The organism is Streptomyces sp. NPDC033178 (assembly GCF_055577685.1).
In genome coordinates this window covers 1-17,608 of sequence record NZ_JBVIPT010000031.1, presented here as the reverse complement: position 1 = coordinate 17,608, position 17,608 = coordinate 1, and the positions used below count along the sequence as shown (strand labels likewise).

The window sequence follows — 17,608 nt, the reverse complement described above, 5'->3', positions numbered from 1 at the left end:
ATGTCACCAGCCCGACGCGGTGTAGACGACGGCTCCGGCGGACTCGTCGCCCCAGGCGAGTTCACGCAGCAGTGCCGCGGTGCCCTCCTCGGGGTCGATGAGCTTGATCCCGCGCCTGGCGTACTCGCGTCCGAGTTCCGGGGTCACCATTCCGGTGTGACCGCCGGTCGGTGCCCACGGTCCCCAGTGCACGGTCAGGGCACGGTGACCGGTGCGGGCGGCCCAGTCGGCGCCGAGGCTCTGGAGGGCGTCGTTGGCGGCCGCGTAGTCGACCTGGCCGCGGTTGCCGAGTACCGCCGAGATGCTGCCGAACAGGACGGCGAACGCGGGCCCGTTCGGGAACTCCTCCAGCGCCGTAAGCAAGGTCTCCGCGCCGCTCGTCTTCGTCTCGTACACGCGCTGGAACGACTCGGCGGTCTTGTCGGCGATCAGCCGGTCCTCGATCACCCCGGCCGCGTAGACGACGCCGTCGAGCCGGCCGTGCTCGGCGTGGATCTCCTTCACCGCCTGGAGCGCGGCGTCCGGCTCCCGGAAGTCCACGCAGTGGTAGCGGGCCGTACTGCCGAACGCCGTGAGCTCCGCGAGGGTTGCGGTGATCTCCCGCTGGGCCAGGACGAGTTCGGCCTCGCGGTTGATGTCGGCGGGTGTCAGGCCACCGCCCTCGCGGGCGGCGAGTGCCGTACGCAGCGCGGCGCGGTCCGCGGCGGCGGCGATGGCCGGATCCTCGGGTCCGGTCGGCGCCGGGGTCCTGCCGAGCAGTTCGATACGGCACCGGGAGGCCGTGGCGAGCGCGGCGGCGAAGGTCGCGGTGATGCCGCGGGCCCCGCCGACCAGCAGCACCACGGAGTCCCGGTCGAGACCGATGGCGGCGGCCTCGGCGGCTCCGTCACCCGCCGGTCCGGCACCGGTGGTCCCGAGGGCGCCCAGCGGTGTCTCGACGAGCTCCAGTCCGTGGCGACCGGCTGCCGTGCGCAGGACGACCGGGGCCGGTTCGGCCACGAGCAGTTCGGCGACCAGTACGTCGGCGACGGCAGCCGGTGTGGTGTCTTCGAGGTCGACGATCCGCACGACAGTGTCCGGGTACTCGCGTACGACCGTACGGAACAAGCCGTGCAACCCTGCCGACCTGAGGCCCGGGGAGTTCCCGTCGCCGGGCCGGGCGGCGAGCAGCCAGCGCGGCCCCCGGCGCAGGGCAGCCTGGAACACCGGGAAGGCGTGCGGCAGCACCGGTGACGAGGAATCGGCGAGGGAGTCGAGGTACAGCACCCCGTCCACCCGGCCGTCCGCCTCGGTGAGCAGGTGCTCCGGGCCCAGGACCACGGCGTCGGCACCGTGCCTCGTGAGCCGGGAGCGGACCTCCCGGGACACGTCCTCGCTCTCGTCGCCGAGAAGGACGAACCGCTTTCCGGCCAGTGCGGCGGACGGATCCGCCGAGCCGTCGCCGTCCTGCTGCTCCAGAAGCACGGGCCGCAGCTGAAAACGTTTCGGGGCCTCACCGGTAACTGCCACCGACTCCGGCGGCTCGGTCTGCCCGACCGCCGTGCCGCCGGACGGTTCGGCGGGCCCCGCGAGGCGCGCGGCGAGCCAGCCCGTCACCGATGCGGCCGTACGGGCCTTCGCCAGGTCCTCCAGTTCCGCGTCGTCCAGCCCGGCAACGTCCACGCCGCCCCCGGCGCCCAGTCGCTTGGCCAGTTCGCCGGCGATCTCGGCCCGCTTGATGGAGTCGATGCTGAGGTCTGCCTCCAGGTCGAGATCGGGCTCGATCATGTCCACGGGATAGCCGGTGCGCTCGCTGATGATCTCCAACACGACCGCCAGGACGTCCGCTTCCGTGACGGCTGCCGTGACCGCCTCAGGGGCGAGCGCCTCGGCGGTGACGGGCGTGGCTGCCGCCCCCGGCCCAGGAACCGCCGGCTGTTGAGCCACGGGAAGCTCAGCAGCCGGTACGGCCTGCAGATGGGTGCCGGCCCCGGTGGACGCAACGGGCGCGGCAGGCGCGACGGGCGCCGGAATCCACTCCCCCGCCGTCGCGCCGAAGTAGGTCAGCAACACGTCCCGCTGGGCAGCCACCATCTCCCGGCTGGTGCGCAGGTATTCGACGATCAGCGCGTCCCTGTCGGCCGGGACGCCGTCTCCATGGTTCGCGTGGGTCGCGTGGCTCGTCGTCACTGTCGTCTCCACAACGCGTCGGGCCGGCGCGAGGGCGCCGGGGAGGAGTTCTCCTGCGGCCGTACGGACCAGTTGCCCGTCGACCGTCCATCCGGGCCGTTTGGGCTCCGGGGTCCGGGTCGCGTCGACGGCGTCGCGCCCCTGGAACAGCCATCCGGTGCGTACCGGCAGCCCCGCCACGGCCAGTTGGGCCAGTGCGTCGAGCCAGCCACGCAGTCCGCTGTCGTGGCGCGGCTCGCACGCGACGGTGCGGTGCGGGCGGTCGCCGAGGATCTGTGCGACCAGCCGGGTGAGAACGGATCCAGGTCCGGCCTCGACGAAGATCCTCGCCCCGTCCTCGTACATGGCCTCGATCTGTGCGACGAACCCGACGGGGGCGCCGATCTGGGCGGCGAGTTCGGCGCGGATCCCGTCGGCGTGGTCGTCGTACGGGGCCGCCGTGCGGTTGGACCACACCGGGATCTCGGGCGGACGCACGGACCGGCTCGCAAGTGCCTCGGCGAACCGCTCTCCGCCGGCGGCCACCACCGGGCTGTGGAAGGCGCAGGCGACGGGGATGCCTTCGGCGCGGTGTCCCGCCGCGCGCAGCAGTTGTACCGCGGTGGCCAGCGCCTCCGTCGGGCCGGAAATCACCGTCTGCCGGGGCGAGTTGTGGTTGGCGACGACGACCGTTCCGGGAGCTCCCGTCTCGCGCAGTGCCCGTTCGACGTCTTCGGCACCGGCCGCGACGGCCGCCATGGTTCCCGGGTCCTCGCCGACGGCCGAGAGGATCGCCGCCGCCCTCTCGGTGCTCAGTTCGAGGAGCGCCTCCGGTGTGATCGCGCCCGCGGCGCAGAGGGCGACCAGTTCGCCGTAGCTGTGCCCGGCGGCCATGTCCGGTCGTACCCCGGCCGCGGTGAGCAGCGCGTGGGCGGCGAGTCCGGCGATGCCCAGCGCGGGCTGGGCGACCCGAGTGTCGGTGATCCCGACCCGCCGGCGGTCCCGGGCAGCCGTGTCGAAGGCGGCGGGCGGGTACAGCGCGTCGGCGTGGTCGCGGCCGAGGTGCAGGTAGTGCTGGAGCTCGGGGAAGGCGATGAACACGTCCGCGAGCATCCCGGTCCGCTGGCTGCCCTGGCCCGGGAAGAGGAACGCGACCTTGCCGTCGACCGCCGCCGGCCGACGCGAACCGGGCGGCGCCTGCCCCGCGTCCGCCTGCACCTGCCCCGCGTCCGAACTCGCCCGCTCGCTCAGGCCGGTCGGGGCTCGTCCCGCGTCCGCGAGGTGGATGCCTCCGGGCGGATCGTGCTCGCCCGCCAGGGCCCGGCGCAGCTGACCGGTCAGCCCGTCGACGTCGGTGGCGACGACTGCCACCCGGACCGGTTCGTGGCGGGCGTCGGCGCGGCGGGACGCGCTCAGCGCGAGGTCGCGCAGGCGCCACGGGCGGCCGTCGGTCTCGGCGGCCTTGAGTACGTCCTCGATGGCTCGCCGGGCTGCCGCCGGATCCGTACCGCGGAAGGTGAACAGCTCGGCGGGCCAGCTGTCCAGGCCGTGGGCGGGCGGTTCGGCGGCGGTGTGGGCGCTGAGCACCACATGGAAGTTGGTCCCGCCGAAGCCGAACGCGCTGAGTCCGGCGACGCGTTCCCCGGCCGGAGCCGCCCAGGGCCGTGGCCGTGCGTGAAAGACGAACGGGCTGCTCTCCTCCTGCCACGCCGGGTTCGGCCGCTTCATGTGCAGGGTGGGCGGCTTGACTCCCGTGTGGAGAGACAGCACGGTCTTGATCAGACCCGCGAGACCGGCGGCGCACTTGGTGTGCCCGATCTGCGACTTGACCGAACCGAGCGCACAGCTGCCCGTCTTGGCCCCGGCCTCCGTGAACACGTCGCTGAGAATGGTCAGTTCGGTACGGTCCCCGACCACGGTCCCGGTGCCATGGGCCTCGACCAGGCCGACGTCGGCCGGTGAGATCCCCGCGTTGCGATAGGCGCGCTCCAGCGCGGCACGCTGGCCCTCGGGTCGGGGCGCGGTCAGTCCGAGCGAGCGGCCGTCGCTGGAACTGCCGACTCCCTTGATCACTCCGTAGATCCGGTCGCCGTCGCGTTCGGCGTCCGCGAGCCGCTTGAGCACGACACAGGCGATGCCCTCGCCCAGGGCGATCCCGTCCGCCGAGCTGTCGAAGGCCCGCGACCGACCGGTCGGGGAGAGCGCGTGCACGGAGGAGAAGAGGGCGTAGTCGTTGATGCCGTTGTGCAGGTCGGCGCCCCCGCACAGGACGACGTCGCTCGTACCGCCGACGAGTTCCTTGCATGCCACGTCGACGGCGGCGAGTGACGACGCGCAGGCCGCGTCGACGGTGTAGTTGGCGCCGCCCAGGTCCAGCCGGTTGGCGATCCGCCCCGAGATGACGTTGGCGAGCATGCCGGGGAAGGAGTCCTCGGTGAGCCGGGGCAGTTGACCGTCCAGACCTCCGGGAACCTCCCCGTAGTAGGAGGGCAGTACGGCACGCAGAGTGGCGGCGTTGGAGAGGTCGCTGCCCGCCTCGGCGCCGAAGACCACGGAGGTCCGCGACCGGTCGAAGCCCCGGCCGCGCTCCCCGTACCCGGCGTCCTCCAGTGCCCGCCGCGCGGCTTCGAGCGCCAGCAGTTGTACGGGCTCGATGCTGCCCAGCGAGGTCGGCGGGATGCCGTAGCGCAGCGGGTCGAAGGGGATCCGCGGCAGGAAGCCGCCCCACTTGGACGGGGTGGCGCCGTCCGCGTCCTGCGAGTAGTGCACGGCGGGGTCCCAGCGGTCGGCGGGGACCTCACCGACTCCGTCGTGGCCGCCGAGGATGTTCGCCCAGTAGGCGGCGAGGTCGGGGGCCCCCGGGAACATGCAGGCCATGCCGACCACGGCCACGTCCAGCGGCTCGGGTGCCGCGGGCTCCTCGGCCGTGTCCATCCCGAGGCGTTCGCGGAGGAGAGCGGTGCGGGCGGCGAGGAACCCCGCCGCGCCGGTGGTGACCGAGCCGTGCAGCGCGTTGACCGTTGTCGTCGCCGAGCGCAGCACGGCCACTTCCCCGGCCATGAACATGCCCTCGGAGAGCTGGCGTTCCTCGGCCACGGCCGCCAGTTGGCCGGTGGCGTCCCGCTCGATCCCCTTGCTGGCGATGCGCAGCCGCCCGACGTTGAGCCGTTCCAGCTCCTCCCAGATCCGCCGCTCCGGCACGCCGCGCTCGCGCAGCTCCGCCTCGAACGCCCGGTAGTTCTCGCTGAACGGGCTGGGCACACAGCGGGTGGCGTGGCCGGGTGCGGTCTCCAGCAGCGCGGTGCGTGTGGCGGCCATGACCTGCTGCTGGAAGAGCGGCTGGACCGCTCCGCACTCCACGGCTTCGTCGGTGAACAGGTAGGCGGTTCCCATGAGGACGCCGACGGCGGCCCCGCGCGCGATCAGTGGAGCGGCGAGCGCCGCGACCATCGCCGACGAGCGCTCGTCGTGGACGCCGCCCGCGAAGAACACCTCGACGCGTTCGGCCGTTTCGGCGTCCGCTCCGTCCAAGAAGTCTTCCAGCACCGCCAGTTGGGCCTCCCACAAGGGGAAGCTCGCGCGCGGTCCGACGTGGCCGCCGCATTCGGAGCCCTCGAAGACGAATCGGCGGGCTCCGGCGTCGAGGAACTGGCGGAGCAGTCCCGGCGAGGGCACGTGCAGAAAGGTCCTGATCCCGGCCCGCTCCAGCGCCTCCGCCTGGGACGGTCGTCCGCCCGCGATGATCGCGTGCGTGGGCCGCATGTCCCGTACGGCTTCGAGCTGGGCGTTTCTGGTCTCCTCGGGTGCGAAGCCGAGCACGCCGACACCCCAGGGCCGGCCGGCCACGGCGGCGCGGGTCTCCTCCAGGACCGTACGCGTCTGCTCGCCGCTCGCGAGGGCCAGCGCGATGAACGGCAGGGCGCCGTCCCCGGCGACGGCTGCGGCGAACCTGGCCTGGTCGCTGACCCGGGTCATCGGCCCCTGGGCGACGGGCACGCGCGTGCCGAGAGCGCGGCTCATCGGGGACCCTGGCCGCAGTGCGCCGCCCGGCCCGTCGTCGCGTACGGCGTCCCGTACGGAGGCGGTCAGGGCGCGGACCGTCCGGCCCGCGTCGCCCCAGCGTTCGGCGAAGCGGGCGGCGAGGAAGCCGTCCTGACCGACCGGCAGGAACTGGGTACGCAGGTCCTGGGCACCGAGCATCCCCGACACCAGCAGTGGATCGTCGGCCTGGACGCGCGGGGCGTCCGGGCCCCGGCGGTGCAGCACCCGGTGCCCGCCCACCACGGCTGTCTCCGAACCGTCCATGGACCGCAGTGCCGCGGCGGCCGGCTCCGGAAGCCTCGCCTCGGCGAGCAGCGCCAGCTGGCTGTCCAGGACCACTCCGGCCGCCCCGCCGGCCACGGCGGCCGCCGCCGTACGGGGGCCGATGCCGCCGCAGGCCCAGACGGGGAGGTCGACGCCTGGCTCGGCGAGCAGGTGCTGGAGCAGGACGAAGGTGCTGAGCTCCCCGGTCCGGCCGCCGCTCTCGCTGCCACGGGCGATCAGTCCGTGCGCTCCTGCGCGGACCGCTGCCAGAGCCTGCTCCAGGTCCGTGACCTCCACCAGGACCCGGTACGTCGTGGTGACCTCGTCGATCTGCCATGGCGAATCCATGCCGAGGACGACGGTATGGAGGCCACCGTCGTCTCGCATTCCCGGCTTTCCGCACTTCTTTCCAGGCGCGAATTCTCCGGGTTCGAGTTTCCCGGGAGCGAGTTCTCCGGGACCGAGTTCTCCGGGACCGGTCCGGCAGTGCGCTCCGACCCGCACTCCGAACGGTCCCGGTGCCCAGCGCCGGAGGGATGCCAGCGCCTCTCTGGCTCTTCGGTCACCGACCCCCAGGTCAAGGACCCCTAAGCCGCCCGCACGGCTGACGGCGGCGGCGAGCCTGGCTTCGGGTTCACCGAACGGGGTGATTCCAATGATCATGTCCTCGGCGCGCACAGCAGACGTCATGATTCTCCGAAATAATCGGTGAGACTGCACGGTGGGGGGTGCCTGGAGACGACGAATTGGCCCACGCGGACATACACCGTTTACGCGGCGTCGGGGGGAACTCCCACGCGAAAACCAACCCGTTGGAAGCTAGCGCCACAGTTACCCGTCGGTCAACATCGCACCGACCTCCCGCTACGCCGTGGAATCGATCCAGCCAGGCCCCGTCGGGCCCCAAGAACCGAAAACCCGGCCAATTGCAATCAGTCACTACGCTAGCCGGACGACAGCGCCGCAAGTCCGCCAAAAGCAGCGCCATGATTCACCCCTGTGAAACACGGACGGCAGCGCAAGGCCACTCTGTAAAATTCACATGTCCGCACGAGAAGTCCCTGCCGGGCCGCACGCCGAAGATCCCCTCACGGCGCGATGTCGAGAAACAAATCCCCACACATCTGGCTCCATCGCGTGACACCGCTCCGGCTCATTCACAGGGATTTCCCTTTTACTCGCCCTCTCCCCCCGAACCGCCAGCAGGATTTTACCTCTCCGCAACCGCAAGACGTTTCAGGAATCTTTCTGCCGACACCGGGAGACCGCACTTCGGATCAATCGGTCGAATCGCTCTCAAGAAACCAATCACTCCGGGCCGGCCACGACAATCCGACCGGAGGCCTCGACGCGCCACGACGACTCCCCCACCCCGACTGTGATCTACGACGCAGAGGCAACCCCGCCGCCGACACCGACGTCTTGATCGACAACGAGGTGGCGCGGCGGCGCCGGTGACCCGTCGACCCAGGACACACGACCCGGGGTGGAAAACAGGGCACTATGCACATCGCGTATACACACCGTGTATACCTGTGGGAAGCCAGGTCCGCCGCCGCCCCGTCCGAGCATCGGCAGACCGAAAGGCACGCATGTACGGCAAGGCATTCGCACCCGAGTACCAAGGTGCGCTCACCACCCTGTCCGTGAACTCCTCCCTGGTCGACGTACTGGCCGCGGGCACCGAGCAGTTGCGCGCAGCCGAGCGCGCCGGAGCACGGGGAGAGGTGGCGCGCTCCGGTCTCGCGGTCGCGGAGGCGCACCGGCGGCTCGGGCAGGTGGGCGACGCCGACCGCGCCTGGAAGGCGAGTTACCGCGCGGCCAGGGAGGCCGGGGACACCGCCGCGATGGCATGGGCCCTGTGGAGCGGCGGCACGCTGGCACGCCAGCGCGGTGCGTTCCCTCTCGCCTGGCGGCTGCTGGGGCTCGCGGCCGAGTTCGGCGAGCGCGGCGGCGACATCGTCGTACGCGGCTACTCGCTCGCCGGGATGGCGGAGACGGGCCGCATCCAGGGTGACTACGAGGCGGTCGGCGCACTGCACGAGCAACTCCTGGCCGAGGCACGCAAGCGCGGCGAGGCGCGGCACACCGTGTGGGCCCTGGAGGGCATCGCGCAGATACACCGCAACACCGGCTCGTACGACACGGCGTACGCGATGTTCGAGGAGGCCGCGGAGATCGCCGGACGGGCCGACGACCGGCGCGGCCACGCGTGGGCGCTGCGTGGCCTGGCCGACATCGTGTCCGTCCGCGACGGGGATGCCGAGCGCGCGCTCGGCCTGCTCGCCGAGGCCGAGGTGACCTGCCGGGAGATGAACCTGTCGAGCGCGCTGGCGTACAACCACAAGATGCGCGGCAACGTCCTTTACCGGGCAGGGCGTTACGCGGAGGCCCGGGACGTCTACACCCAGGCGCTGGCGGAGTTCCGGGCGATGAGCGAGCCCCGGGGGGAGGCACTGTCCCGGCTCGGCCTCGCCAAGTCCCTCGCCCACCTGGGCCACGACCTCGCCGACACGGCGGCCGAACTGGCCGATCTCGCGCAGGTGTTGGAACGTATCGGCCTGCGGCACGCACGGCAGATGGTGGCTCGCGCGCAGGCGGAGTTCGGCATCGTGGCGGATGCGGACACGGATGTGCATGCGAACGTCCGGCCGACCACGGTGTCGGACGCGGCCGCCCGGGCCGGGAACGAGACGAGCGCGCGCCCCTCCGCCCCGGCGGCGGCGAGCACGGACACCCCGGCCACCACCACGCCGACTCCCGGCACCTTGGCCGCCACCGCCACCAAAGCAGACGCGGCTGCGGCTGCGGCTGCCGGGACCCCCACAACCACCCTCGCAGGAACGGAGGTTCAGCGATGACGGTGACGACCTCCGCACCGCATCCGCCCCTCTCGACCACGGCCGATGCCGAACGTGCCGTTCAACTCCTCGACCGCAGCCGGGCGTTGGTGCGCCCCGCGCTGGCCGAGGCGGTAAGGCGACTGCACCCGTGGGTGGGTGAGATGGCGGCGTACTCCTTCGGCTGGTGCGAGGCCGGTGGTGCACCGGCCGCGGTGGCGGCCGGCGGCAAGGGACTGCGACAGGCCCTGGCCGTCCTGGGCGCGGAGGCGGCCGGGGCACCCGCAAGCGCGGGAGTGAGCGCGGCCGTGGCGGTGGAGCTGGTGCACACCTTCTCGTTGCTCCACGACGACATCATGGACGGCGACGCGACCCGGCGCGGCCGCCCCACGGTCTGGAAGGCGTACGGCACCGGACCGGCCGTCCTCGCGGGGGACGCCCTGTTCGCGCTCGCCGTGGAGACCCTGGCCTCGGCGCCCGGCAGCGACGTCCCGGCGGCCGTCCGTCACCTGTCCACCGCGCTCAACGACCTCGTGAGCGGTCAGGCCGACGACCTGCTCTTCGAGTCGCGCCCCTGGACGGGTCCGGAGGCCGTCGGCCCCGACGAGTACCGGGCGATGGCCGAGCACAAGACCGGTGCGCTGCTGGGCTGTGCCGCCGCCCTGGGTGCCGCACTCGCCGGAGCCCCGGCGGCGACGGTCACCGCGCTCGACCGGGCGGGCCGTCATCTCGGCGTGGCCTTCCAGGTGATCGACGATCTCCTGGGCATCTGGGGCGATCCCGCCGTCACGGGCAAGCCGGTCCACGCGGACCTGCGTCGGCGCAAGAAGACGTTCCCGGTTCTGGAGGCTCTCGACAACCCAGCCGCCGCCCGCCCGCTCGCCCGCCTCCTGGAGGGTGCCGAAGAGCTCGACGACGCGACCGCCCGCCGGGCCGCGGCCGTGATCGAGGAGGCCGGCGGCCGGAGCGCCGCGCTGGCGGAGGCCCACCGTCACATCGCCCACGTCCACGCGTGCCTCGACAGCCTCCCCACGGCTTCGCACGCGGCCGACGATCTTCGTGCGCTGCTGGCCTTCCTCGTGCGTCGCGAGATGTGACCAACTCCTTTGTCACACAGACCTCTTGACGCCATAGAAAGCCCTTGCCACACTCACCGCCCGCCATAGAAAACGCTTGCTGCGACTCATTCGCGCGGGCGGCGGACCCCCACACAGGAGAAGAAGACGAGATGGGACGCAGAGCCGCACCTCACCTCATCCGCAAGACCACCAGGACCACCAGGGCCACCCAACCCCCCACGACCGCCGGAGCCCGCGGGAGGCGGGCCGGCGTCACCGTCACATGCGCGACCGCCCTGCTCACCGGGGCAGCCCTGCTCACAGCCCCCGCGAGCGCGGCCCCGCACCAGGCGGCGGCAGCGTGCGGCGAGGGCTCGTACCAGGCCGAGGCCGTGTTGAACGGCAGCACCTGGACCGCCCGGCGCGGCAGCAGTGTCACGTACACCGGCACGGACATGCGGGCCGCGATGCAGGCGGCCGTCAACAGCCTTACGGCGGGCCGTACTTCGAAGGAGCGGGTCGTGGTACGCGGCTCGGGCGCCATCGGCGCGGGTTCCCGGGTCTCCCTGCCGAGCTACACCGTGCTCGACGTGTGCGGCACCATCGACGTCACCGGTACGGGCTCCGGCGACCAGGCCCCGGTCTACGCACGCGGCGCCCGGGACATCGAGGTCCAGCATCTGAACCTCACCGGCACCCCGCTGTACGGCATCTTCATGCGCAACGTCACCAACGTCGTACTCGGCCAGATCGACATGCGCCTCTCGCGCGGTCTCGGCGTACGCATCGACAACCGCGGCGACACCAGCCAGTGGACACGCAACGTCCGGATCGACAACGTGTACGTCTCCGGGGCGAGCAGCCACGCCGTGGAGACGTACGGGGTCGACGGCATCACCATCGGCACGGTCACCGCGCGCAACGTGGGCGAGTCCGGCCTCCTGCTGAACCAGACCGTCAACGCGACCGTCACGAAGGTCGACGCGGACGGCGCGGGCGCCGGTACGGGGTACGCGGCCTTCCGCATGGCCAACCGCAACGGCCGGATCGGCAGCGGGTACCCGACCAACGTGCGGGTCGGCGAGGTCGTCGCGCGTGGTGGCGGCCGGGGCGTCTTCTGCGTCTCCGAGAGCGGTGGCGCGACCATCGACCGCGTGACCATCTCCAACACCGGCAACAACGCGATCCTGATCGAGAACTGCTACAACGTGAACCTCGCCGCCCAGAGCGGCAGTGTCACGGGCGGCGGCGAGATCCGGCTGGCCGCCCGCGCGGAGTTCCCGAACAACTCGGACATCACCGTCCAGAACCTGAGGGTGACCAACTCCTCGATCCGGGAGAGCCCTTGCGGTGACAACACCACGTTCCGCAACAACACCCTGGTCAACAGCACCCAGAGCATCTGCTGACGTCCGCCAGGGGTCGGTACGGCAGTCAGTACGGCAGGAGTCGGCCCGAGGGGGTCCTGCGGTCGATCGTCGTGTCGCGCGCGGTGGTCGTGCGGCGGGTGGGACGGATGCGGATCCGGCGGTTCATGACGGCCTCCTCATTCCTGGTACCACCAGCCTCCGCGCCGCCGCGGCCCGGCACATCGTGCCCATGGAGGCCTTCGCCCTGGTCCCGTGGCGGCAGTGGCCGGGGACGAGGTACTCCCGAGGAAGGACGTGGGCCCCTACACGCGCCCTCTCACCTGCGCACTGCCGTCAGGGGCGGCGCGGCTCCGGCCCCCAGTAGGACGGGCCTCCGCCGCGCCACTCGATGAGCGGTGACACGACGACCTCGTTCTCGTCGAACTCCAGACCCGCGCGGCGCAGGAACTCGACGACGTCCAGGAGGTTCATGGCGACGCCGATCGACTCGCCGTGAACCGTCACGCGCCGTCCGCCCTCCTCCTGCGGCGGATGCACGACCACTACGGGATGTTCCGACATGCCCTCAGCCTCACCCGGTCCGCCCCGGCGCGCATCCGGGGGCCCGCCACCGCTTCGCCGAGAACGACGTCGGCGTGCGCCTCCCCACGAGACGCACGCCGACGGACCGGGCCGTTCACTGCACGACGGCTCTACTCGACGGCCCCGACCAGTCCCATGGCGGGGGCGGCGAGGTCGGTCACCTGGTGAAGCTGCTCCAGCTGGTAGAGGCCGTTCAGCTCGTTGAGCTTGTCGAGCTGGTCGGAGACCCTCGGCATCTGGGCCTTGTGCTCAGCGGGAAGGTCGCTCACGGCGAGCGAGTCGAGCATCGCGATGGGGTTCACCTTTCCCGTCTCCGGGGTGGCGGCAGCGCTCGCGGACGGTACGGCAAGGCCCGTGACGCCGACGGCGAGGCCAACGGCGGCGACGATACGTCGTGTTGAGATCATGCCTTCAGCAACGGTGGCGGGCCGCCCACGGACACGGCCCCACCCGGCCCCTCACCCGACAGGCTCATCGGCCCGGCTGCGCTTGCCGTGGCCGCCGCGCCGGAGGAGTCTCAGAGGGAGAGGCCCTCAACGGCCCGCTCCGTACCGGGCCGCGGTCTTCGCCAGTGGTCCACAAGGAGGTCCATCATGGGCACTGCGGCAAGCCCCGGCTTCGACACCGAAGCGCTACGCCGGGGCATCGAAGGCCAGGACGCGTCGGCGCTCCTGTCGCTGTACGCGGACGACGCGGAAATGCGCGTCGTCGACCGCAACACCCAGCCCAGCCACCCCAAGGTCATGCACGGCCGCGAGCAGATCCGCGAGATGCTCGACGACGTCTACAGCCGCGACATGACACACAAGTTGGAACAGTGTGTGATCCAGGGCGACCATGTCGCCTTCACCGAGTCCTGTCAGTACGCGGACGGCACCAGGGTGCTCGCGAACTCGATGATGTCGCTGCGCGACGGCAAGATCGTCGACCAGACATTGCTGCAGGCATGGGACGACGAAGAGCAGTAAGGGGTACGCCGAGGGTCCGGGTCACGACCCGTCTGACCTGGACCTTCTCGGCTCGGACGCGTCCGGGGCGGCCTCTGCGGCCTCGACCAGCTTCCGGAGCAGGTCGGCGAGTGTCCGCTTCTCTCCTTCTGTCAGCACTGAGAGCAGCGCGTTCTCGCCATGTTCTTCGGAGGCCGCGTGCCGCTCGAACGCGTCGTATCCCGCCGGGGTGAGCCGTACGTGGACCCGGCGGCGGTCGGCCGCGTCGTGCGTACGCGTGATCAGGCCGGCGTCCTCCAGCGGGCCGAGCCGTGCCGACAGCGCGCCCCGGGTCAGACCGAGCAGCTCGGCGAGCCGTGACGGGCTCGTCTCGTAGGGCGGGCCGAGCCTGCGCAGGGTGAGCAGCACCTTGAACTGCCAGTGCCTGAGCCCGTCGGAGTCCAGGGTGTCCCGGCGGGCCTGCGCCGCGTGCCGTGCCAGGATCGCGAGCCGCGCGAAGATCGCCTCCTTGACCGGGTCCATCCAGCCGAGCTCCTTCGACCAGAGCGCGACGTGCCGGTCGACCGAATCGCCCACCGATCCCCTCCTGACGTCCAGACGGCTGCCCGATAGTTTTCTTGTGGATAGTTTTTCTGATTACTACCTTCCTCGCCATGACAAAAAAGACGAGCACGGCCCACGCCGTCCTCCCGGTGGACGTCGTCGTCGCGGCGGCGCGTGAACTGGCCCGGGCCGGACGGTGGCCGAGCGCCCTGGATCTCCTCGACGGGGCCGTCACGGCCGATCCGCACAACCGAGCGGCCATCGCTCTCGCCGGGGCGGAGGTCGCTCTTGAGCACGACTGGTTCGGCGGTACGGAGACAGTGACCACGCGGATCGCCGCCGCGGACAAGGCATCAGCCGAACTGACCGAACCGGTCGGCCTCTGGGACCTGGACTTCGTACGGCTGCGGCACACGTATTTCCGGCTGCTCCGCGGTGACGGTACGTTCCGGTTCGGGCCGGCGGGCAAGGATCCCGGCGAGCTGGCGGAGCTGCGGAGGTGTGCGCAGGAGTTGTGCGAGCGGGCGGCCGACGACGTGCGCCGGGGCTGGGCGCGGATGTACCTCGGACTGATCGTCGACAACCTCTTCGCCGAGCGGGACACGGCCCCCGCGCACTACGAACTCGCCCTGAGCGCCGGGGAGTCGGGCGACGACCTGCTCGCCCGCGAGGCACTGCGGCATCTCGGCGACCACGACCACGACGACCTGGACCACGCGCGGGCACGGGAGCGCTGGACCCGGGCGACCGCTCTCGGTGCACGAGCGGGGAACGTCCCCGGCACCCTCTCCCAGCAGCTGCTCCTGGCCGTGCTGGCCCGCGACCGCGGCGACGAGGCGGGAGCCGCGGCCCTCGCGACCGAGGTGGCGCGCTGGGCGGGGGCGATCGGGGCCGTGCGTATCGAGGCACAGGCGACGGGGTTCCTGGCAGGCGTGGACCCGACGGCCGGGCCCGAGGACGAGTCCTGAACCTCGGCTAGTGTGGTCGTAGGCCGTGACTGGCGCTGAGGTGGAGTACCACCGGGGAGCGGCCCGACGCACACGTCTTCGCCGCGCGCCTGGGCATCTTCTACGACGCTCAGGAGTCGCTCATGTCCCAGGCCCGGCTGATGGACGGCACCGGTCTCGCCCGGCGGATCGTCGAGGAGACGACCAAGCGCGCGGCCGACCTCACCGAACGCACGGGGGTGGCACCCTGTCTGGCCACCGTGCTCGTGGGTGAGGACCCCGCCTCCGTCACGTACGTACGCATGAAGCAGAACCGTTCCCGCAAGGCGGGTATCGAGTCGCGGCACGTGGCTCTGCCCGCCAGGACGACGACGGCCGAACTGGTCGGCACGCTCACCGCGCTGTCCGCCGACCCCGCCGTGCACGGCATCCTGTTGCAGCACCCGATGGGTCACCACATCGACGAGCGCGCGGCGTTCGAGGCGATCGCCCCGGAGAAGGACGTCGACGGGGTCACCCTGGCGTCCTTCTCCGCGATGAGCTTCGGGCTGCCGGGCTTCGCGTCGTGCACGCCCGGCGGGATCATGCGGCTCCTGGACGAGTACGACGTCGATCCGGCCGGTAAGCGGGCGGTCGTGGTGGGCCGAAGCGCCATCCTCGGCAAGCCGGTGGGGATGCTGCTGCTCGGCCGCGACGCCACGGTGACGTACTGCCACTCGCGTACGGCCGACCTGTCGTCGGTCGTGCGGGAGGCGGACATCGTGGTGGCCGCGGTGGGGCGGCCCCGGCTGATCCGCGGCGAGGACATCAAGCCGGGGGCGGTCGTCGTCGACGCCGGTTACAACCCCGGCAACATCGGCGACGTCGACTTCGACAGCGCACGGGAGCGGGCCTCGCTGATCACTCCCGTACCGGGCGGCGTCGGTCCGATGACGATCGCCACGCTGCTGGCCCAGACCGTCGAGGCGGCCACGCGGCAGACCGGCACCTGATCACCGCATCCACGCGCTGTAGTCCACGACGTCACCCGCCCTGAGTCCGTACTCGGGATCGGCAACCGAGGCGGTGCTCTCCAGGCCGAGGACAGCACCGGTGGCCGGATCCATGATCAGCATCCGGTGGTAGCCGGTGCCGTCGTACACGTATGCCTGACCGCGCCTGCCCAGCCGATCGGTCACCTGGCCGACGGGCCGCAGTCCGTCGGCGTCCGCGAGGAGCCGGGCGAGCGCCGCGTCCTCACGGGTGCCGAGGGTCCAGGTGTCGAGCAACCGCCCTGTGACGTCGAGCAGTTCGGGCGTGGTCAGCGGGGTGTCGGTGTGCTGCGCGTCCTGCAGATAGGCGCGCAGCCGCTCGGCGTCGTGCGGGGGCGGCGACTCGGGCGGGGCGTCGCTCCAGCTCGGCGGGAAGGTCTGCTCGCTGATGACGTGTCCGTCGTCGACGAGGCGCGAATCGCCGTCCGCTTCCGACAAGACCGGCCGGCCCGGGTGACGCGGGTCGGTCGCGACGACCAGTTCCGTGTGGCTGTCGTCCGCGTTCCACCGCACGATGCGCTCCACGGGGAGCGTGATCGGAGGCTTGTCCTCCGACATGCCCATGCTCCACGACTGCACGTGCGTGCCCTTGCGCAGACCGGCCGGACCGTCCGCCGCGGCCGCGTCGGCCCGCTCGGCCAGCCGGTCCAGCGGTACGGGGGTGGAGTCGGCCCGGACGACCAGCGGACGCGGCGCGGCCACGGCGGGGGTGGTGCTCGGTCCCGCGAGGAGAAGGGCGAGGGAGGTCACGGCGACGGCCGCCGTCGTCGCGAGGGCCCAGGCGAGACGCGTACGGCGGGGGCGGGGGCCACGCAGCAGTCGGCCGAGGCTGCCCCGGCCGGGCAGGAAGCGGCCCGGCTTCGGGCGTTCGTCGTCCGCCGGACCCACGAGCTGGTTGAGGCGGCACTCGGCCTCGTGGCCAAGGGGTCCGTCGCCGAAGCGGGGGTCGCCGGACGGCACCGGGTTGGCGCGGCGCAGCAGTTCGAGTTCGTCAGCCATGGCGCTGCTCCTTCGGGGTGTCGCGGCGAGGCGTCGTGGGACCGGCGGCCACGGTGGTCCGCATGCTTTCGATCTCGGCTCTCAGCCGGCGGCGGGCGCGGTGCAGCCGCATCGCCGCCGCCCTGCTGCCGCAGCCGAGGGCCACGGCGACCTCGTCGATGCCGAGTTCCTCCCAGGTGGTGAGCCGCAGAACCTCCTGATCGGCGGGGGCAAGGCGGGCCAGCGCGTCGTGCACCCAGGCGCCGGGCTGCTCCGAGTCCGGGCTGTCCACGATCTGCCGGCCGTGCGCGGTCTCGTCGTGACCGAGCTTGTCGACGAGTCGACGACGGCGTCCGTAGCCGCGTACCGCGTTGGACAGGCAGTTGCGTGCCACGCCGTACAGCCAGGGAAGGGTGGTCGCGGGAAGGTCGGCCCGGCGCCGCCAGGCGACGGTGAAGACCTCCGCCACCACTTCCTCGACTTCGCTCGTCCGGCCGTCCAGTCGCCGTGCAACGTACCGGCTGACCGCCCAGTAGTGCTCGCGATAGGCAGCGGCGAAGGTCTCGTCGTTGCTCATGTTCCGTAGGTGTCCGGCAGTCCCTCGATCGTCACACCCGAATGCGGTGATCCTTGTCGCTCCGCTCAAGTGTGACGCCGGGACGGCCCGCGGACACAGGCGGGGTATGGAGAGCAACACTGTCACCACGGCGCTCGCGCCCCCGCGTGCGGGCCGCCGCCCGGGCCTCGCCGCCGTCCGCTGGCTGACCACCACTGACCACAAGACGATCGGTACGTTGTACCTGGTCACGTCGTTCGCGTTCTTCTGCATCGGTGGCGTGATGGCGCTGTTCATGCGCGC

At 71.8% G+C, this 17,608-nt stretch carries 12 protein-coding genes, 1 pseudogene and 1 riboswitch; of the genes and pseudogenes, 7 read left to right on the top strand and 6 right to left on the bottom strand.

Features of this window, described 5'->3' with window-relative positions; genetic code table 11:
- Positions 1 to 3 precede the first annotated feature (3 nt).
- Positions 4 to 7,143 carry an SDR family NAD(P)-dependent oxidoreductase gene (locus ACZ5VQ_RS46070; protein ID WP_469110230.1) on the bottom strand — a complete coding sequence of 2,380 codons (7,140 nt, stop codon included), beginning with the start codon at positions 7,141 to 7,143 and terminating at the stop codon, positions 4 to 6.
- Between the two features lie 902 nt (positions 7,144 to 8,045).
- Here ACZ5VQ_RS46070 and ACZ5VQ_RS46065 point away from each other — a divergent pair.
- The 3 genes from ACZ5VQ_RS46065 (at position 8,046) to ACZ5VQ_RS46055 (ending at position 11,760) form a co-directional block, all read left to right on the top strand.
- A complete protein-coding gene (locus ACZ5VQ_RS46065; protein ID WP_469110229.1) occupies positions 8,046 to 9,314 on the top strand; it encodes a tetratricopeptide repeat protein in 1,269 nt (422 codons plus the stop codon).
- Positions 9,311 to 10,390, top strand: a complete 1,080-nt coding sequence (locus ACZ5VQ_RS46060; protein ID WP_469110228.1) for a polyprenyl synthetase family protein — start codon at positions 9,311 to 9,313, stop codon at positions 10,388 to 10,390. Before ACZ5VQ_RS46065 ends, ACZ5VQ_RS46060 begins: the two co-directional genes overlap by 4 nt.
- A 131-nt stretch (positions 10,391 to 10,521) precedes the next feature.
- Positions 10,522 to 11,760 carry a hypothetical protein gene (locus tag ACZ5VQ_RS46055; RefSeq protein WP_469110227.1) on the top strand — a complete coding sequence of 413 codons (1,239 nt, stop codon included), beginning with the start codon at positions 10,522 to 10,524 and terminating at the stop codon, positions 11,758 to 11,760.
- 294 nt (positions 11,761 to 12,054) lie between these two features.
- Here ACZ5VQ_RS46055 and ACZ5VQ_RS46050 read toward each other — a convergent pair whose 3' ends face one another.
- Together ACZ5VQ_RS46050 and ACZ5VQ_RS46045 are read right to left on the bottom strand one after the other, a co-directional pair.
- Positions 12,055 to 12,282, bottom strand: coding sequence for a hypothetical protein (locus tag ACZ5VQ_RS46050; protein ID WP_469110226.1), 228 nt, complete (start codon positions 12,280 to 12,282; stop codon positions 12,055 to 12,057).
- A gap of 131 nt (positions 12,283 to 12,413) precedes the next feature.
- A complete protein-coding gene (locus ACZ5VQ_RS46045; protein WP_362076284.1) occupies positions 12,414 to 12,710 on the bottom strand; it encodes a hypothetical protein in 297 nt (98 codons plus the stop codon).
- A 186-nt stretch (positions 12,711 to 12,896) separates the two neighbouring features.
- Between ACZ5VQ_RS46045 and ACZ5VQ_RS46040 the strand changes: the two genes are divergently transcribed.
- Complete coding sequence (locus tag ACZ5VQ_RS46040; RefSeq protein ID WP_469110225.1) at positions 12,897 to 13,271, top strand: nuclear transport factor 2 family protein; 375 nt, start codon at positions 12,897 to 12,899, stop codon at positions 13,269 to 13,271.
- A gap of 21 nt (positions 13,272 to 13,292) precedes the next feature.
- Here ACZ5VQ_RS46040 and ACZ5VQ_RS46035 read toward each other — a convergent pair whose 3' ends face one another.
- Positions 13,293 to 13,826 carry a MarR family winged helix-turn-helix transcriptional regulator gene (locus ACZ5VQ_RS46035; protein ID WP_469110224.1) on the bottom strand — a complete coding sequence of 178 codons (534 nt, stop codon included), beginning with the start codon at positions 13,824 to 13,826 and terminating at the stop codon, positions 13,293 to 13,295.
- Between the two features lie 77 nt (positions 13,827 to 13,903).
- Here ACZ5VQ_RS46035 and ACZ5VQ_RS46030 point away from each other — a divergent pair, with 77 nt between their 5' ends.
- The gene (locus ACZ5VQ_RS46030; protein ID WP_469110223.1) at positions 13,904 to 14,761 is read left to right on the top strand and encodes a hypothetical protein; all 858 of its coding nucleotides are present in this window, start codon (positions 13,904 to 13,906) and stop codon (positions 14,759 to 14,761) included.
- A gap of 15 nt (positions 14,762 to 14,776) precedes the next feature.
- Positions 14,777 to 14,863: riboswitch (ZMP/ZTP riboswitch) on the top strand.
- Positions 14,864 to 14,883: 20 nt separating this feature from the next.
- Positions 14,884 to 15,732 carry a bifunctional 5,10-methylenetetrahydrofolate dehydrogenase/5,10-methenyltetrahydrofolate cyclohydrolase gene (locus ACZ5VQ_RS46025; RefSeq protein ID WP_469110222.1) on the top strand — a complete coding sequence of 283 codons (849 nt, stop codon included), beginning with the start codon at positions 14,884 to 14,886 and terminating at the stop codon, positions 15,730 to 15,732.
- Here the strand turns inward: ACZ5VQ_RS46025 and ACZ5VQ_RS46020 are convergent, their stop codons facing one another.
- Complete coding sequence (locus ACZ5VQ_RS46020; protein ID WP_469110221.1) at positions 15,733 to 16,770, bottom strand: CU044_5270 family protein; 1,038 nt, start codon at positions 16,768 to 16,770, stop codon at positions 15,733 to 15,735.
- Positions 16,763 to 17,326 (bottom strand): RNA polymerase sigma factor, encoded by a 564-nt coding sequence (locus tag ACZ5VQ_RS46015; RefSeq protein WP_469110220.1) that lies wholly within the window; start codon positions 17,324 to 17,326, stop codon positions 16,763 to 16,765. The genes ACZ5VQ_RS46020 and ACZ5VQ_RS46015 overlap by 8 nt, the downstream gene beginning before the upstream one ends.
- 106 nt (positions 17,327 to 17,432) lie before the next feature.
- On the opposite strand from ACZ5VQ_RS46015, the pseudogene ACZ5VQ_RS46010 reads away from it, so the two are divergent.
- Positions 17,433 to 17,608, top strand: a pseudogene (locus ACZ5VQ_RS46010) (aa3-type cytochrome oxidase subunit I); the annotation flags it as partial.